14 protein-coding genes are annotated in these 16,553 nt (G+C 64.2%); 7 read left to right on the forward strand and 7 right to left on the reverse strand.

Annotation, left to right across the window (positions count from 1 at the left end):
• Window positions 1-17 precede the first annotated feature (17 nt).
• From GVL52_RS17060 to GVL52_RS17070, 3 genes are all read right to left on the reverse strand, one after another.
• On the reverse strand, window positions 18-3,392 hold the full coding sequence (locus GVL52_RS17060) for a DUF2126 domain-containing protein (RefSeq protein WP_160009231.1): 3,375 nt from the start codon (window positions 3,390-3,392) through the stop codon (window positions 18-20).
• A 270-nt stretch (window positions 3,393-3,662) separates the two neighbouring features.
• Window positions 3,663-5,042, reverse strand: coding sequence for a sensor histidine kinase (locus GVL52_RS17065; RefSeq protein WP_160009233.1), 1,380 nt, complete (start codon window positions 5,040-5,042; stop codon window positions 3,663-3,665).
• Window positions 5,039-5,731, reverse strand: a complete 693-nt coding sequence (locus tag GVL52_RS17070; RefSeq protein ID WP_160009235.1) for a response regulator transcription factor — start codon at window positions 5,729-5,731, stop codon at window positions 5,039-5,041. The genes GVL52_RS17065 and GVL52_RS17070 overlap by 4 nt, the downstream gene beginning before the upstream one ends.
• Before the next feature lie 188 nt (window positions 5,732-5,919).
• Here GVL52_RS17070 and GVL52_RS17075 point away from each other — a divergent pair, with 188 nt between their 5' ends.
• The gene (locus GVL52_RS17075) at window positions 5,920-6,429 is read left to right on the forward strand and encodes a GNAT family N-acetyltransferase (protein WP_160009237.1); all 510 of its coding nucleotides are present in this window, start codon (window positions 5,920-5,922) and stop codon (window positions 6,427-6,429) included.
• Between the two features lie 38 nt (window positions 6,430-6,467).
• Here the strand turns inward: GVL52_RS17075 and GVL52_RS17080 are convergent, their stop codons facing one another.
• Entirely contained in the window at window positions 6,468-8,312 is a 1,845-nt protein-coding gene (locus tag GVL52_RS17080) for an adenylate/guanylate cyclase domain-containing protein (protein WP_160009239.1), read from the reverse strand.
• Between the two features lie 193 nt (window positions 8,313-8,505).
• Here GVL52_RS17080 and GVL52_RS17085 point away from each other — a divergent pair, with 193 nt between their 5' ends.
• From GVL52_RS17085 to GVL52_RS17095, 3 genes are all read left to right on the forward strand, one after another.
• Window positions 8,506-9,573 carry an ABC transporter substrate-binding protein gene (locus GVL52_RS17085; protein WP_200847844.1) on the forward strand — a complete coding sequence of 356 codons (1,068 nt, stop codon included), beginning with the start codon at window positions 8,506-8,508 and terminating at the stop codon, window positions 9,571-9,573.
• Window positions 9,574-9,608: 35 nt separating this feature from the next.
• Window positions 9,609-10,238 (forward strand): response regulator, encoded by a 630-nt coding sequence (locus GVL52_RS31190; RefSeq protein WP_280179108.1) that lies wholly within the window; start codon window positions 9,609-9,611, stop codon window positions 10,236-10,238.
• A 116-nt stretch (window positions 10,239-10,354) separates the two neighbouring features.
• Window positions 10,355-11,545 carry a HAMP domain-containing sensor histidine kinase gene (locus tag GVL52_RS17095; protein WP_244619210.1) on the forward strand — a complete coding sequence of 397 codons (1,191 nt, stop codon included), beginning with the start codon at window positions 10,355-10,357 and terminating at the stop codon, window positions 11,543-11,545.
• Between the two features lie 43 nt (window positions 11,546-11,588).
• Here the strand turns inward: GVL52_RS17095 and GVL52_RS30925 are convergent, their stop codons facing one another.
• On the reverse strand, window positions 11,589-11,789 hold the full coding sequence (locus GVL52_RS30925) for a hypothetical protein (protein ID WP_244619211.1): 201 nt from the start codon (window positions 11,787-11,789) through the stop codon (window positions 11,589-11,591).
• Between the two features lie 324 nt (window positions 11,790-12,113).
• Between GVL52_RS30925 and GVL52_RS17105 the strand changes: the two genes are divergently transcribed.
• Genes GVL52_RS17105 through GVL52_RS17115 form a run of 3 tightly spaced genes read left to right on the forward strand, consistent with a single transcriptional unit; the run spans window position 12,114 to window position 15,074 of the window.
• The gene (locus GVL52_RS17105) at window positions 12,114-13,058 is read left to right on the forward strand and encodes a tripartite tricarboxylate transporter substrate binding protein (RefSeq protein ID WP_160009245.1); all 945 of its coding nucleotides are present in this window, start codon (window positions 12,114-12,116) and stop codon (window positions 13,056-13,058) included.
• Window positions 13,055-13,546: a tripartite tricarboxylate transporter TctB family protein gene (locus GVL52_RS17110; RefSeq protein WP_160009247.1), complete on the forward strand. Its 492-nt coding sequence runs from the start codon at window positions 13,055-13,057 to the stop codon at window positions 13,544-13,546. Before GVL52_RS17105 ends, GVL52_RS17110 begins: the two co-directional genes overlap by 4 nt.
• Window positions 13,547-13,556: 10 nt before the next feature.
• Entirely contained in the window at window positions 13,557-15,074 is a 1,518-nt protein-coding gene (locus GVL52_RS17115; RefSeq protein WP_160009249.1) for a tripartite tricarboxylate transporter permease, read from the forward strand.
• A gap of 75 nt (window positions 15,075-15,149) precedes the next feature.
• On the opposite strand, the gene GVL52_RS17120 is transcribed toward GVL52_RS17115, so the two are convergent.
• Together GVL52_RS17120 and GVL52_RS17125 are read right to left on the reverse strand one after the other, a co-directional pair.
• Window positions 15,150-15,731 carry a dienelactone hydrolase family protein gene (locus tag GVL52_RS17120; protein WP_160009251.1) on the reverse strand — a complete coding sequence of 194 codons (582 nt, stop codon included), beginning with the start codon at window positions 15,729-15,731 and terminating at the stop codon, window positions 15,150-15,152.
• Window positions 15,732-15,815: 84 nt separating this feature from the next.
• Window positions 15,816-16,466: a TetR/AcrR family transcriptional regulator gene (locus tag GVL52_RS17125; RefSeq protein WP_244619212.1), complete on the reverse strand. Its 651-nt coding sequence runs from the start codon at window positions 16,464-16,466 to the stop codon at window positions 15,816-15,818.
• Window positions 16,467-16,553: the final 87 nt, after the last annotated feature.

Below are 16,553 nucleotides of genomic sequence, written 5' to 3' on the forward strand. Positions count from 1 at the left end.
AGCCGTTCAAAGGTCTTTCAAAATCCGGGCGGGCGTCTGAGATCCAGCGTCAGCGGGAACTCAGGCGATCCGGTTTCCGGCTGCGGGATATAGCCGCCTGCCGTGTGGCCCCATGGTTCGAATCGCGACAGCCGCCGCGCCTCCGCTTCGTTACCATTGACCGGAAAGGTCTCATAGTTACGGCCGGCCGGATGGGCAACATGATAGATGCAGCCGCCGATCGAACGTTTCGACCATGTATCATAAATGTCGAAGGTCAGCGGCGTGTTGACCGGCAGAAGCGGGTGCAATCCCGACGCCGGCTGCCAGGCCTTGTAGCGGACGCCGGCAACCGAGACGCCCGAGGTACCTGTCGGGGTCAGCGGCACGGTGCGGCCGTTGCAGGTGACGGTGTAGCGCGCGGCGTTGCTGGTTTCGAGGCGGACCTGCAAGCGCTCGACGGAGCTGTCGACATAGCGCACGGTGCCGCCGATCGCACCCTCTTCGCCCATGACGTTCCACGGCTCCAGCGCCTGGCGCAGTTCCAGCTTCGAGCCCTCGTATTCGACCTCGCCGCAGAAGGGGAAGCGGAACTCGAGCTGTGCCTTGAACCATTCGGCGCTGACGTCGAAGCCGTTCTGCTTGAGGTCGCCGAGCACGTCGAGAAAATCCTGCCAGACGAAGTGCGGCAGCATGAAGCGATCGTGCAGCGTCGTGCCCCAGCGGACGAACTTGCCATCGGCAGGGTTCAGCCAGAAACGGGCGATCAGCGCGCGGACCATCAGCTGCTGGGCCAGCGACATGCGGGCATTCGGCGGCATTTCGAAGCCGCGGAACTCGACGAGGCCGAGGCGGCCGGTCGGGCCATCCGGCGAAAACAGCTTGTCGATGCAGATCTCGGCACGGTGGGTGTTGCCGGTGACGTCGATCAGCGTGTTGCGGAACAGCCGGTCGGTGATCCACGGCAGTGGCGTCACGCCCTGGCCGGGTGGCGGGATCTGGGCCAGCGCCGTTTCCAGCTCATAGAGGCTGTCGTGGCGGGCTTCATCGATGCGCGGCGCCTGGCTGGTCGGGCCGATGAACATGCCGGAGAACATGTAGGAGAGCGCGGGGTGGCGCTGCCAGTGCAGCACCAGGCTCTTCAACAGATCAGGACGGCGCAGGAACGGGCTGTCGCCGGGATTGGCGCCGCCGACGACCACATGGTTGCCACCACCGGTGCCGGTGTGGCGACCGTCGATCATGAACTTGTCGGCGCCAAGGCGGGTCTGGCGGGCTTCCTCGTAGACCGTGGTGGTGATGTCGACGCAATCCTGCCAGTTGGAGGCGGGATGGATGTTGACCTCGATGACGCCGGGATCGGGCGCGACGCGGATGACGTTGATACGCTCGTCCTGCGGCGGCGAGTAGCCTTCGATGTGGACGGGCAGGCCGAGTTCGGCTGCGGCGTTTTCAGCCGCGGCGATCAGCTCGAGATAATCCTCGATGCGCTCGACGGGGGGCATGAAGATGCAGAGCCGGCCATCGCGCGGCTCGACCGAGATCGCGGTACGCACGGCGCCGCCGATCTCGCCGACGGTCTGCTCGACGCGGGTCTGGCCGCTGTCGTCGCTCTGACGCGAGGCTTCGGGCATGGCGCGGCCAGCCGGCACGGGGCGAGCCGGGGTCGATGCGCGAACAGGTGTCGGGGCGCGGCCGGCGGGGACGAAGACTTCGGCCAGCGGATTGCGCGGGATCGAGGGATCGGCGGTGTGGATATAGGGATAGCGGGCCGGCGGCACGTAGGGCAGGGTGCCGAGCGGCAGGCGGTAGCCGACGGGGCTGTCGCCGGGAACGAGGAATATCTTGCCGCGGCGGGTCTTCCATTTTTCGCTGACCCAGCGGTGGCCGGAGGCCTTGGCGTTCCAGGCCTGTACCGGCAGGATGTAGCCGGTGGGCGTCGTCAGGCCGCGCTCGAAGACGCGGGCGATGCGGCTGCGCTCTTCCGGGTCCTTCAGCTTGGAATTGGACGGATCGACATTCTCCGGCAGGCTGCCTTCCTTGATGATCCATTCGGCCGGATCCTCGTAAGCCGGCAGGATCATCTCCGGCTCGATCGCCAGCTCCCTGGCGATGGCGCCGATCAGGTTGGCGGCGTCTTCGGCCGCAACACCGGTGTCCTTGCCTTCGCCGGCGATCAGCTCCGGGTTCTGCCAGATCGGCTTGCCGTCCTTGCGCCAGTAGAGCGAGAAGGTCCAGCGCGGCAGGCTTTCGCCGGGATACCACTTGCCCTGGCCATAATGCAGGAAGCCGCCGGGGGCGAAGCGTTCGCGCAGCTTGCGGATCAGCTCGTCGGCTTTCTCGCGCTTGGTCGGGCCGACGGCGGCGGTGTTCCATTCCTCGGATTCGAAGTCGTCTATCGAGACGAAGGTCGGCTCGCCGCCCATGGTCAGGCGCACGTCCTCTGCTGCGAGGATGCTGTCGACCTTGGCGCCGAGTGCGTTCAACTCATCCCAGCTGTCGTCGGAAAACGGCTTGGTGATGCGCGGATGCTCGGCCACGCGCGACACACTCATGGCGAAGTCGAATTCGGTGTTGGCCTGGCCGAACAGGGCGCCGGAGATCGGCGCGGCGTTGCGGAAATGCGGCGTGGCGGCTAGCGGGATGTGGCTTTCGCCGGTCAACAGGCCGGAGGTCGGATCGAGGCCGACCCAGCCGGCGCCGGGAAGATAGACCTCGCACCAGGCGTGCAGGTCGGTGAAATCGACCTCGGTGCCGGAGGGGCCGTCAAGCGCCTTCAGGTCGGGCGTCAGCTGGATCAGGTAGCCGGAGACGAAGCGGGCGGCGAGGCCGAGATTGCGCAGGATCTCGACCAGCAGCCAGCTGCTGTCGCGACAGGAGCCGAGTGCCAGCCTCAGCGTTTCCTCGGGCGTCTGGACGCCCGGTTCCATGCGGATGACATACTCGATGTCTTCCTTCAGCCGGGCATTGAGGCCGACGATGAAATCGATGGTGCGCATCGGCGTGCGGTCGATGCCGGCGACATACTCTGCCAGTGCCGGTTCCATCGGCTGCGGCTGCATGTAGATCTTCAGGTCGTCGCGGATGTCTTCGGGATAGACGAAGGGCCAGCTCTCGGCGGTTTCCTCGATGAAGAAATCGAACGGATTGTAGACCGTCATGTCGGCGACGAGATCGACCTCGATCTTGAATTCGGTGACCGGGTCGGGGAAGACGTAGCGGGCGAGATAGTTGCCGTAGGGGTCCTGCTGCAGGTTGACGAAGTGGTTCGCCGGCGTGACCTTCAGCGAATGGCTGATGACATGCGTCTTCGAGTGCGATGCCGGTTTCAGCCGGATGATCTGCGGGCCGAGGCGAACCGGCTTGTCATATTTATAGTGCGTCAGATGATAGATGCTGGCTTTGATCGACATATCTTGCCTTATCTGGCGCCACATCTTCGTGCGGCATTTCTTGTTCCCGAAAAAGCAGTGTGTGCAATGCAGCGATAGAAAGCAAGGCGGAAAGGGCGTGGGTGGAGGTGGTGCCGGGTGGCCCCCTCATCCGGCTGCCGCCACCTTCTCCCCAAGGGGAGAAGAGACCCGTGTCGGGCCGTTCACGCCGACCTTTCCTTCTCCCCCACGGGGAGAAGGTGGCCCGAAGGGTCGGATGAGGGGGCCACACGGCACACTCTCATCCAAAAATCACCGCCGCTCGAACGTCACCGAAGCCTTCAGCCCCTTGCCGTCTCTGCCGGGTTCCAGATCCAGGCGGGCGTTGAACAAGCCGCAGATTTCCTCGACGATCGGCAGGCCAAGACCGGCGCCGGGGCTTGCCGTGTCGTTGCCACGCGAAAACCGCTGACGCACGGCGTCGAGCTTTTCCGGCGGAATGCCGGGCCCGTTGTCCTCGACTTCGAGGCGGACGGCATCTGCGGTGCTGGTGATGCGGACGGTGACTTCGGCGCCCTTGCCGGCATAGGCGATGGCGTTGCCGATCAGGTTGCGCAGCAGCTCGCCGATCAGCAGCGGTTCGGCGTGGATGGTCTCCGGCCCGTCGCCCTCGAAGCCGAGATCGATGCCAGCGGCGGCGGCGATCGGGATCAGGTCGCCGGTGATCTCCTGGGCGATGGCGGTGAGGTCGATCGAGGCGGCAGTCAGCGCTTCCTTGGCGGTGGCGGCGTCGATCTTTGCCATCAGCAGCAGTTGCGCCAGGATGCGCTCGGCATGGGCGACGGCCTGGTCGCCCTTCAGGGCCGCCCCTTGAGCCTCTGCCAGCGAGGTGGCGCGGGCCGAGAGCGCCAGCTGGGTGCGGATGATGGCCAGCGGGGTGCGCAGCTGGTGGCTGGCATTGCCGGTGAAGTTGCGCAGTGCATCGAGCGCCGATTGCAGGCGGACCATGAAGCCGTTGACGGTGTCGACCAGCGGCTGCACCTCGCTCGGTACCGATTGCTCGATCGGGTGCAGGTCGTCGGGGCTGCGTTCGCCGATCGCGTCGCGGAGCTTATAGAGCGGACGCAGCGCCACGGTGACCGAAATCCAGACGATGATGGCGGCGCCTGCGATCATGAACAGCAGCCGCAGCGCCGAGCGCAGCAGGATGGCGCGGGCGAGCTGGCGCCGGGCGATGGTGGTTTCGGCGACGGTGACGGTGAAGGGGACGGAGCGGATGCCTGTCGAGGCCGAGCGGCGCAGCGTCGCGACGCGGATCGGCTCGTTGCGGAAGCTGTCATCGGCGAAGACGGCGCCGTCGCCCTGGGTCTCCTTCAGCACCGGCAGCGCCTGATAGCCGGTGATGAAATCGCCGGGCGGGCCATCGACGCGGTAGAAGACGCGGTCCTGCGCTGCCGAGGTCAGCATCTCCAGTGCCACATAGGGAATATCGACCTGCAGCGAGCCATCCTCGGCAACGACGACGCGCTCGGCAATCGCCAGCGCCGAGCCTGCCAGCACGCGGTCGGAGACGATGTTGGAGGTCTGCACCGCCTCGCGATAGGTATCGGCCAGCGCCACGACGCCGAGCCCGGCGGTCGAGATCAGCAGCCAGAACAGCAGGCGGCGGCGCAGCGAATAGGCTGATGTCATGACGCCTCGGGCGATATGGGCTCGGGCAGCTTGTCGAGATAGTAGCCGATGCCGCGGGCGGTCTTCACCGTCAGGCCGTGCGTCGCGAGGCGCTTTCTCAGGCGGCTGACATATTGCTCGATGGCGTTGGCGGAGATGTCGTCGTCGAAGGCGGTGAGCGACTGGATGATCGCTTCCTTGGAGACCACCTTGCCGGCGCGCATGAAGAGGATTTCGAGCAACCCGAGTTCGCGGGCCGGGATATCGAGCGGCGTGGTGCCGGAGAAGAAGGCGCGCGAGTTGAGATCGAGCGTGAGGCCGCCGAAGCTCACCGTTGCCGAATGCAGGCCGGCCTGGCGGCGCAGCAGGACGCGCACACGGGCCTCGAATTCGGAGATGTCGAAAGGTTTGATCAGATAGTCGTCGGCGCCGAGATCCAGCCCCTTGACCCGCTCTTCCGGGGTGCCGCGGGCCGTCAGGATCAGCACGGCCGCCTGGTTCTGCCGCGCCCGCATGGCGCGCAGCACGTCGAGGCCGTCCATTTCCGGCAGGTTGAGATCGAGCACCACCAGATCGAAGGCTTCGGCGGCGGTCACCGCATTGGCGGATGCACCGTCATGGACGACATCGACGGCATGTCCGGTGCCGCGCAGGATCGCCGACAGCCCATCGGCCAGCGCGATATTGTCCTCCACCAGTAGAATACGCACGGATGTTCCCTTGATTTTTGCGAGGAGACTACAAGCAGAATTGCGCGATGTCACAGTGATTTCTCGCCGCCGGCGCCGTTGCGCCCGATGATCGGTCGTGTCGAGATCGCCTCCGGCGAACCGCAACATCGATTTCTGACCGCCATTCGGGCATAGTGAGCTTCGGCATTCACTCGGAGGAGAGCGGAATGGCTATTACCGTGGAGTTGGTGGAGGGGGCGGAGGCGATCTCTGCGGTTCAGGATTTCTGTCGCGCTTTTCGCAGCTGGCTTTACGAACGCTACCCGGATGACCTCGCAACGGTCGATGTCTACTACAATCCCAAGACATTCGAGGCGCTGCTTGCCAGGCTGCCGGAGCTTCATCGTCGTCCGCAAGGCGCGATCTTTCTGGCACGGCTCGACGGCGTGCCTGTCGGCTGCGTCATGCAGCAGCAGAATGCGCCCGGCATCGTCGAGATGAAGCGGCTTTTCGTATCGGATGCAGCCCGCGGTCACGGCGTCGGCGCAGCACTCTGCGCGGCATCGATGGCGCAGGCGAAGGCAGATGGATACCAAACCATGCGGCTCGATACGGGCAAGCACCAGACCGAGGCGATTGCGCTCTATCGGCGTATCGGCTTCGTGCAGCGCGGCCCCTATTATGAGACGACGCCAGAGCTTGTCGAATTGCTGCGGTTCTTCGAACGGCCACTTTAACATCAGGTCCGAAACATCAGGTCCGATCGGGTGTTCGATCACTGCTGCGCAATCGCTTCCATCAGCCTGCGGAAGCGCGGGTCGGGGCGGATGTTGTCGAGGTCGGAATCGTTGTCGAACCAGCCGATCTGGTAGAAGGAGCTGTTGGGCAGCAGCGTTTCCAGCAGCGCGATGGCGCGGTCTGTGTCGCCGAGCAAAGCGTGGACGCAGACGGCGTTGTAGCGGGTGATGACGTCGTGCGGGTCCATGGCAAGCGCGCGGTTGATCCAGGAGATGGCGCGGGGGCGGTCGCCGATCTGGGCATAGGCGAGGGCGGCGCGGTGGACAGGGGCCGAGTTGCCGGGGTTGTGTTCGGCGGCGCGCTCGGCCCGCGCCGCGCCCTCGGCTGCCCATTTGAGGCTTTCCTGCGGGCGGCCCAGCGAGCGATAGGCGGCGGCAAGCAGCACAGGTGAGACATAGTCTTCCGCGTAGAGGGCGGCGGAGCGCTGGAAATAGACGGTGGCGTCCTCGAACTGGCCGCGCTTGAACAGGCGGTGGGCGAAGTGGAAGTTGGCCTCGAACAGGTTGGGGTCGAGTTCCAGCGCGCGGGCGAAATAGGTGTCTGCCTCCGCGTCGCGGTCGTTGTGGTGGAGCGCGATGGCGCGGGCGGCGTGGGCTTCGGCGAGATCGGGGTCGAGCGTCAGCGCCTTTTCGGTCATCTCGAGAATCTCGTCGATCGGCAGTTCGGCGGCGTACCAGATGTAAAGGGCTGAATCGCAATCGGCGATGCCGGCATAGGCGCGGGCATAGTCGGGATCGAGTTCGACCGCCTTGGAGAACATCCGCCGCGCCAGCGTCAGATAGGACATGGTCATGGTGCGGGCGAATTTGCGGCCACGGAGATAATAGGTGTAGGCCTCGACATTGGTGGTCGGGTCGCTCTCGAGCGCTTTGATTTCCTCGGGCCTGAGCTTGATCTTCAACTGGCCGACGATGGCGTGGGCGATCTCGTCCTGGATGGCGAAGATGTCGGTCAGGTCGCGGTCGTAGCGGTCGGCCCAGAGGTGATCCTCGTTGCCGGCGTCGATCATCTGGGCGCTGATCCTGACGCGCTCGCCTGACTTGCGGACGCTGCCCTGCAGGATATAGCGCACCGACAGCTCGCGGCCGATCTGGCCGATCTTCACGGCGCGGCCCTTGTAGGCAAAGGTGGTGTTGCGGGGGATGACCAGCAGGCCTGAAATTTTCGACAGGTCGGTGATGATGTCTTCGGTCAGGCCGTCGGAGAAATACTCCTGGTCGGGGTCGCCGCTCATGTTGGTGAAGGGAAGGACGACGATCGAGCGGTCGTCGGCGGCAGGGGCGCCGGGGGCAGGGGTGTCGTCCGGGTGGTCGAACAGCACGGCGTAGACGTGGACTTCCTGCCGGATGTTCTTCAGCGCCTGCCTGCCGCGGTCTTCGAAGCGTAGGTCGAGGCGCGTGCCTACATGGTCGCGGACGGAGGACGAGACGGCGATGCCGCCGGGCGCGGCGATGGCCTCCAGCCGTGCCGCGACGTTGACGCCATCGCCGAAGATATCGCCGCCCTCGACGATGACGTCGCCGAGATTGACGCCGATGCGGAAGCGGATGCGGCGATCCTCGGCCACGCCCTCGTTGGCGCGCACGATGCCGCGCTGGATATCGACGGCGCAGGCTACCGCATTGACGACGCTTGGAAATTCCACCAGCAGGCCATCGCCGAGGAGTTTGACCAGCCGGCCATTGTGTCCGCTGACGGCAGGCTCGATGATCTGGATGCGGTGGCGGTTGACGGCCTCAAGGGTTCCCGCCTCGTCGATGCCCATCAGCCTGGAATAGCCGACGACATCGGCGGCAAGAATGGCTGTCAGTCGTCGCTCCAATGCGTCCTCCGCGATTTTGGCGAGATTGGTCAGGCGAGTGGGTTGGGCGAAGTCTAGCGCCTTTGGGGGTTGTTGTCGCGGACGGCGGTTACGTCTTTGGAGGAGGATGGCGCAGGTGCAGCGATGCTGCCGCCCCCTTGTACGCGGCGCTGCACCCTTGTGTCCGGCCGGGCAGTCATGCATATCTGCTGATATGAGGAGACTGCCATTTCTGATCTGTCTGTTGCTCTGTCCGGGTCTGGCCCTGGCGGAGCCGGTGTTCTATCCGGCGGTATCGGGCGATGCCCATGCGCCGGTGCTTGTCGTCTATTCGTCGCTCGACGAGCCGCTGGCGCAGCCGATGATCCGCGGGTTCCAAGAGGCCAATCCCGATGTATCCGTCACCTACGAGGACATGCTGACCGGGGAGATCTACGACCGGATCGTGCGCGAGACCGATGCCGGCCAGCGGACGGCGGATTTTGCCTTTTCGTCGGCGATGGACCTGCAGGTGAAGCTCTCCAACGATGGTTATGCGCAGCCGAGCAACCTGGCGATGAGCGGCGCCTGGCCGAAATGGGCGAACTGGCGCAACACCGCCTATGCGCTGACCTTCGAGCCTGCCGTGTTCGTCTATCACAAGCCAAGCTTCACCAGCGAGCCGCCGCCCAGTTCGCGGGCGGAGTTCGTGGACTATCTGAAGCGCAAGGGCGATGCCGTGCACGGGCGGATCGGCACCTACGACATCGAGCGCTCCGGCGTCGGCTTCCTGTTCATGGCGCGCGACCAGGAGCAGTTCGGCGATATCTGGTCGGTGATCGGGGCGATGGGGGCGGCGGGCGTCAAGCTTTACTCGACCAGCTCGGCCATTCTCGAGCGGGTGTCGGACGGGCGCTTCGTGCTCGGTTACAACATCCTCGGCTCCTATGCGGCCGATTGGGCCAAGCGCCATCCCGATGTCGGCATCGTGCTGCCGAAGGATTATACCGTGGTGATGTCGCGGATCGGGCTGGTGCCGCAGGCAGCCGCCAATCCGGAGCTCGGGCGGCGCTATCTCTCCTTCTTCATGTCGAAGGAGGGGCAGACGATCATGGCGCGCGAGCTGCAGATCCCGGCGGTCAGCCCCGAGGTGACGGGCGAAAATACCGCCAACACCATGCAGGCGCTGCTCGGCGCACAGCTTCGGCCGGTGCCCGTCAGCCCCGGGTTGATGGTCTATCTCGACCAGGTGAAGCGGGCGCGGCTGATCGCCCACTGGAACGAAGTTCTGCGCACGCAATAGACGTCACGCGTGATGTTCCAGATCAGGTCTACCGGTTGCGTTGCATCAATATATATCCACAGGATCTGTATGAAATCATAGATCAATCGGCTCGCTGTACTGCATCAGCGAAGCTGAAAAAGGCGGCAGCCGAATATTATTCTTTTAATAGTTGCGAGCCATATTGGGAAATTCGAAGGCTTGGGAACCAAACGCCTCTCCGGGCGTTATCAGGGCTCACGGGCAAGCGTGCATTTAATCGGTATGGGCAATTCCGCATGAACATTCTCATCGTTGAAGACGAGCTGCTGATCGCACTCGATCTCGAATCCATGGTCGAGGATCTTGGTCACAAGGTCATCGGCCCGGCCCGGACGCTAAATGAAGCGCTCGAGCTTGCCGGCGATGCCGAGGTCGCGCTTGTCGATGTTCAGCTTGCCGATGGCGTCACCGGCCCGGCAATTGCCGAGCGCCTCTCCAACGAGCATGGCGTCACCGTGGTTTTCGTCACCGGCAATCCGGAGATGGTGCGCGACAGCCGCAGCGCGGTCGGCGTGGTGTCGAAGCCGCATTGGCCGGAAAAGGTTTCCGAAGCGCTCGACTATGCCGCGGCCATCCGCTTCGGCCAGTCGCTGATCTCCCCCCGGTTCCTGATGCCGCTGGCAGCACAACAGGCTGCGGAATAGGCAGGCCGGGGCTCAGCGTCGGTGTTGATGAGGCGATGTCCTGTGGGCATCACAGACGGTGCAAGCGACGATAGAAATGATATCGTGCGTGTCTTGTCGAGGGAAGGAAACCTGCGGTGATTCACGAATTTCAGGCTGATATCGATGATGTCGCCGCCATCGCGGTCGTTCCATCGATCCTGCAGGTGATGCAGGCGACGACAGGCATGGGCTTCGTGGCCGTTGCCCGCGTCACGGAAGAGCGCTGGGTGGCCTGCGCGGTGCTCGACATGATCGATTTCGGTCTCGGACCCGGCGGCGAACTGACCGTCAAATCGACCATCTGCGATGAGATCCGCCAGGATCACCAGCTGGTCGCGGTCGATCATTTCAGCGAGAACCCGATCTGGATCGGCCATCACACGCCGCTGCAATACGGGTTGCAGAGCTATATTTCCGTGCCGATCATCCTCGGGGACGGCTCGTTCTTCGGGACGCTGTGCGCGGTCGATCCGAACCCGGCGCAGGTGGACAATCCCAGGGTAATCGGCATGGCGAAGCTGTTTGCCGACCTGATCGCCCGCCATCTCGATGCCAGGCGGCATCTGGTCGAGACGGAGCAGCGGCTGACCACCGAGCTCGAGACGTCGCATCTGCGCGACCAGTTCATCGCCATCCTCGGCCACGACATCAAGAACCCGGTGGCGTCGATCGATGCCGGCGCGCGGCTGCTGCGCAAGTCGGTGAGCGATCCGCAGGGCAAGACGATCCTCAGCCTGATGGAGCAGAGCGTCAAGCGGGTCTCCAACATCGTCGATAACGTGATGGACTTTGCCCGCGGGCTTGGCGGCGGCATGGCGCTGCGGCCGGAGTTCACGCCGGTCGGCGAGATGCTGGAAGCGATCGTCGCGGAGTTTTCGCAGCTCTATCCGGAGCGCCGGATCGAGACCGGCTTTGCCGTGCCGAACGACCTTTACGTCGATCGTGGCCGTCTCGGCCAGCTGTTTGCCAATCTTTTGTCGAACGCAATCCTGCATGGTGACAGCAATGGCGGGATACGCTGCGGCGCCAGCGAGGCGGGCGGCGTGTTCGAGCTTTGGGTCGCCAATGGCGGCGTGTCGATCCCGGGCGAGATGATCGCCGGCATCTTCCTGCCTTTCAAACGGCGTGGCGTGCAGGGGGAGGGGCTTGGGCTCGGGCTCTATATTGCGGCGGAAATTGCGAGAGCGCATGGCGGAACGCTGTGTGTGGTTTCCGACGCTTCAGAAACGCGTTTCACACTGCACATGCCAGCGATCGTTCACGCAAACGAGAAGGCCGCCGAATAACGGCATTGCGATGATTGATATCGGCTGCAAAAGTGCGTTTTCTCTATCGGAAACGGCAAGGGCGCTGGGCGTTGGACAGAAGTTCCTGCTTGGTCGCGAACGATCCGAACAGCTTCAGAAGACGCTGCTCCTCGGCTTTCTCAAGGCGGTGGCGGCGCGAAAACTCCGCAACGCTCCACACTTCCCTCAGCCGGTCGTTCTGGCGGTCATCGTCAATTTGATTGATGTCTACGTGCGTGCTCATGGCGCAATCTCCCCCATACTTTCGTCTAACGCCGAAACCGCAAACTGGTTCCATCGGCGGAGCAGAAATATGCGGCAGGGCCTGCGGCGCTAAATTGCGGCAAAAAAGTGTCTGGATTACTGGATAAACCACCGGCGTCAGCTAAATGACAGCTTGTTGTGGTCGGGTTCGGTAACTTCAGCTCCGTGGAGGCGGAGAGGTTGAAGTTTCGGGAGGAGACTTGCCAGGCATGCCGGACGGTACACGTCCGCTTTCTGCGCCTTTTCCCCCGATCTCATCGAGAACAATGCGTGGTGCCTCAGCCGCGCTTACGGAGGATCTATCGTGAAGCACATTTTCCTGACGAGCATTTTTGCAGCGGCGATCGCCCTGCCGGCCTTCGCGGCCGACTACACCATCATGGCGCCGGCGGCACCCGGCGGCGGCTGGGACCAGACGGCCCGTTCGCTGCAGACGGTGATGCAGAAAGAGGGCATCTCCAGCAACGTTCAGGTGATGAACGTTCCGGGCGCCGGCGGCACCATCGGTCTCGCCCAGTTCACCGGCCAGAACAGCGGCAACCCGAATGCGCTGATCGTCGGCGGCTATGTCATGGTCGGCGCCATCCTGACCAACCAGTCTCCGGTCACGCTGAAGGACGTCACGCCGATCGCGCGGCTCACCGGCGAATACGAGGCGATCGTCGTTCCGACCTCGTCCGACATCAAGACGATGGCCGATCTGGTGGCCAAGCTGAAGGCCGAGCCAGGTGCTGTGTCCTGGGGCGGCGGCTCTGCCGGTGGTACCGACCATATCGCAGTGGGCCTGATCGCCAAGGCATCGGGCGTCGATCCGACCAAGATCAACTATGTCGCCTTTTCCGGCGGCGGCGAGGCACTGGCGGCGATCATGGGTGGACAGGTCACGGCCGGCGTTTCCGGCTATGGCGAGTTCGAATCGCAGATCAAGTCGGGCCAGCTTCGCCTGCTCGCCGTTTCCGGCGACAAGCGTATCGACGGCGTCGATGCACCGACGCTGAAGGAAGCCGGCATCGATGTCAGCCTGCAGAACTGGCGCATGGTGGCTGCAGCTCCGGGCCTGACGCCCGAGCAGACCGCAGCGGTGACAGCAGACTTCGACAAGCTTTCCAAGTCCGCCGGCTGGCAGGAAATGCTGAAGACCAAGGGCTGGGCCGACACCTACCTTGCCGGTGACGCGTTCAAGGCGCAGCTCGACAAGGATGTCGCCTCGACCGAAACGATCCTCAAAGACATCGGACTTGTTCAATGAGCATGGGCAACGAACCCGTGGCAACGAAGCGCCGCCCTGATTGGGCGGCGCTGGTGATTGCCATCTGTCTTTTCGCCGTTGCTGCGGTGATGCTGTGGGATGCCGCGCATATGCGGGTGATCGCGCAATATGACCGCATCGGACCGGCAACCGCGCCGAAGGTGGTGGCCTTCGGGCTGATCGGACTTGGCATCTGGACGGTGTTCGAGGCGTGGCGCGGCGAGTTTCCGGAGCGTGAGCGCCAGGAAGTCGCCCCCGTCGTCTGGGTCATCGCCGGGCTTGCGGCGCAGATGCTGCTCCTGAAGGTTGCCGGTTTCTCGATCGCCACGGGCCTGATGTTTGCCTTTACCGCCCGCGGTTTCGGCCGTCGCAAGCTGTGGTTCTCGATCCCCTTCGGCATCGTTCTCAGCTTCGTCGTCTGGGCGATCTTCTCGCAGCTCCTGAAGCTGACGCTGCCCGCCGGGCCGCTTGAACGCCTGTTTTTCTAGGACCCATGCGATGAATACCTTCGAATTCCTGTTCCAGGGCATCCTGGTCGCCATGCAGCCGATGAACCTGCTCTATGCCTTCGTCGGCGTGACGCTGGGCACGGCTGTCGGCGTTCTGCCGGGCATCGGCCCGGCGCTGACGGTGGCGCTTCTGTTGCCCGTCACTTACCAACTCGATCCGGCCGGCTCGCTGATCATGTTCGCCGGCATCTATTACGGCGGCATGTATGGCGGGTCGACGACCTCGATCCTGCTGAACACGCCGGGTGAAAGCGCCTCGATCGTCACCGCGCTCGAGGGCAACAAGATGGCGCGTGCCGGGCGCGGCGGTCCTGCCCTGGCCACGGCTGCGATCGGCTCGTTCGTCGCAGGGCTGATCGCCACGCTGGGCCTCGCCTTCATCGCGCCGTTCATCGTCAAGCTGGCGCTGGTGTTCGGGCCGCGCGAGTATTTTGCGCTGATGGTGCTGGCTTTCGTCACGGTGTCGTCGGCCTTCGGTGACTCGGCGCTGCGCGGGCTGACGTCGCTGTTCATCGGCTTTGCGCTGGCGATGGTCGGCATCGACCAGCAGACCGGTCAGGCGCGGCTTTCGTTCGGCATTCCAGACCTGCTCGACGGTGTCGAGGTGACGACGCTGGCGGTCGCCATGTTTGCGATCGGCGAGACGCTTTATATCGCCGCCCAGGGCAACAGCATCGAAGAGAAGATCGAGGCCGTCAAAGGCTCGCTGTGGATGACGGCCGAGGACTGGTCGCGGTCGTGGAAGCCGTGGCTGCGCGGCACGCTGATCGGCTTCCCGATCGGGGCGATGCCGGCGGGCGGTGCCGAGATCGGCACGTTCCTCTCCTACGCCACCGAAAAGCGGCTGGCGAAGAACCCGGAAGAGTTCGGCCATGGCGCCATCGAAGGCGTTGCCGGTCCCGAGGCTGCCAACAATGCGTCGGCTGCCGGTACGCTGGTGCCGCTGCTGACGCTCGGGCTGCCGACGACGGCGACGGCGGCGATCATGCTGGCCGGCTTCCAGCAATACGGGCTGCAGCCGGGACCACTGCTGTTTGCCAACAATCCGCAGCTGGTCTGGGGGCTGATTGCCAGCCTTTTGATCGCCAATGCGATGCTCCTGGTGCTGAACCTGCCAATGATCGGGCTGTGGGTGCGTCTTCTGACCATTCCGAAGCCGTGGCTCTATGCCGGCATCCTGCTGTTTGCGACGCTCGGCACCATCGGCGCCAATCCGTCGGTGTTCGAACTCGGCATGCTGCTCGCCTTCGGTATCCTCGGCTACATCATGCGGTTGTTCGGCTATCCGATCGCGCCTGCCGTGGTCGGGCTCATCCTCGGGCCGCTGGCCGAACAGCAGCTGCGCCGGGCGCTGGCGATCAGCCAGGGTGACGTGACGACGCTTGTGATGTCGCCGATCGCGGCCGGGCTGCTTCTGGTCGCAGCGGCTGCCTTCATCATCCCGCTGATCCTTCGCTTGCGTGGCCGCGGCCAGGTTCTGTCGCAGCTGGCGGCCAACGAAGACTAACAAGAAGACTGCCCAAACCCCAAAAACTGGCCGGCCGTGGCAACACGCGCCGGCCGATTTGCGTCTTGGGGGCTGTTATACGCGCCTGAGGAAAGTCAGCACCCGGTGGGTCAGAACGGCTGTGGCGTCTGCGTCATAAGAGGGCAGCGCGCTGTCGGCGAAATAGTGCTGGTCGCCGGGATAGAGGAAGAGGGCGGCGTCGCTTGTTGTCGCGACGATCTCGCGGGCGGCATCGAGATCGCCCTCGCGGGTAAAAATCGGGTCGGCGTCCATGGCGTGGATCTGCACCGGGACGCCATCAGGCCAAGGGCCGAAGGACCATTCGCCCGTAACCGGGATGCAGGAATAGAAGAGCAGGGCGCCGCGGGCGCCGGGTCGGGTCTGGGCAAGTTTCTGGGCCGGCATGACGCCGAAGGAGAAGCCGGCATAGACCAGCGGCGTGGGCAGGTCGTCGGCCAGATGGACGCCACGCTCCAAGAGTGCATCCGGGCCGATCGCATCGATATAGGCGAGGCCTGCGTCGATGCTGGCGAAGACGTGGCCGTCGAACAGGTCTGGCGTGTGGACGATATGGCCGGCGTGCCGAAGCTGCTCGGCGAAGACGTGGATGCCTGGGGTCAGACCCAATGCGTGATGGAACAGCAGAACTTCGGCCATCGGATACCTCCTCACCCAATAGCTATGACAGGCGGGCGGGAAGTCCATACGGTATAGGCATCAGAGAGGGGCTGGCGTGATGCGCTATGGTTTGGCGCCGTAGCGCAGGCCATCGACGAGGAGAGCGACCATGCGGCGGGCCGGTGCGGTATCGCCATCGGGTCCCGGGGTCGAGAGCTTGGCGAGGGCATGCAGCAGATCGTTTGAATCGATGCCGGTGCGGACCTCGCCGGCCCTGGTCGCGGTGTCCAGCAGACTGTCGAGCGCCGGGCGGAGCCGCTGGTCGAAATAGGCGGGGAGCGCCTCGTAGGCCGGGTCGCCGGAGTGGAGCGCGGCGGCGAGGCCGCGTTTGGCGGAGATGAAATCGACGAAACGCTGCATCCACCGCGCCAGTGCTTCACCCGGCCCATATTCCGCCGACAGAGCCGAAGCAGCGTTGGCGCAGGCGTCGATCTCGCGGCGCAGGACGGCCTTGATCAGGTCGGAGCGCTGCGGAAAATGGCGATAGAGGGTGCCGACGCCGACACCGGCCTTGCTGGCGATCTCGCGCACCGGCGCATCGACGCCGGATGCCGAAAACACCTGCAAAGCAACCTGCAACAGGACATCGAGATTGCGCTGGGCGTCGGCGCGAACGCGCTTTCCAGTGCCAGTGCCAGTGCCAGTGCCGAGGCTGTCGGTGGGGCCTTTTTCAGGCTGCGGAGCACCATGCTGATGGTCGGATTCGTCGGACACGCAATCTTGCCTTGCTAAACGGAACAATGTTCCGTATAAAAACGGAATGTGGTTCCGCTTGATCGTTCTAGCACGACCGGGCGGCGT

The organism is Rhizobium sp. 18055 (genome assembly GCF_902706285.1).
GTDB lineage: Bacteria > Pseudomonadota > Alphaproteobacteria > Rhizobiales > Rhizobiaceae > Rhizobium.

Coding starts and splice junctions, on each gene's coding strand:
- GVL52_RS17075 (WP_160009237.1), top strand. CDS start 5,920: ATGGCTATTACCGTGGAGTTGGTGGAGGGGGCGGAGGCGATCTCTGCG.
- GVL52_RS17110 (WP_160009247.1), top strand. CDS start 13,055: ATGAGCATGGGCAACGAACCCGTGGCAACGAAGCGCCGCCCTGATTGG.
- GVL52_RS17085 (WP_200847844.1), top strand. CDS start 8,506: ATGAGGAGACTGCCATTTCTGATCTGTCTGTTGCTCTGTCCGGGTCTG.
- GVL52_RS17120 (WP_160009251.1), bottom strand. CDS start 15,731: ATGGCCGAAGTTCTGCTGTTCCATCACGCATTGGGTCTGACCCCAGGC.
- GVL52_RS17060 (WP_160009231.1), bottom strand. CDS start 3,392: ATGTCGATCAAAGCCAGCATCTATCATCTGACGCACTATAAATATGAC.
- GVL52_RS17115 (WP_160009249.1), top strand. CDS start 13,557: ATGAATACCTTCGAATTCCTGTTCCAGGGCATCCTGGTCGCCATGCAG.
- GVL52_RS30925 (WP_244619211.1), bottom strand. CDS start 11,789: ATGAGCACGCACGTAGACATCAATCAAATTGACGATGACCGCCAGAAC.
- GVL52_RS17065 (WP_160009233.1), bottom strand. CDS start 5,042: ATGACATCAGCCTATTCGCTGCGCCGCCGCCTGCTGTTCTGGCTGCTG.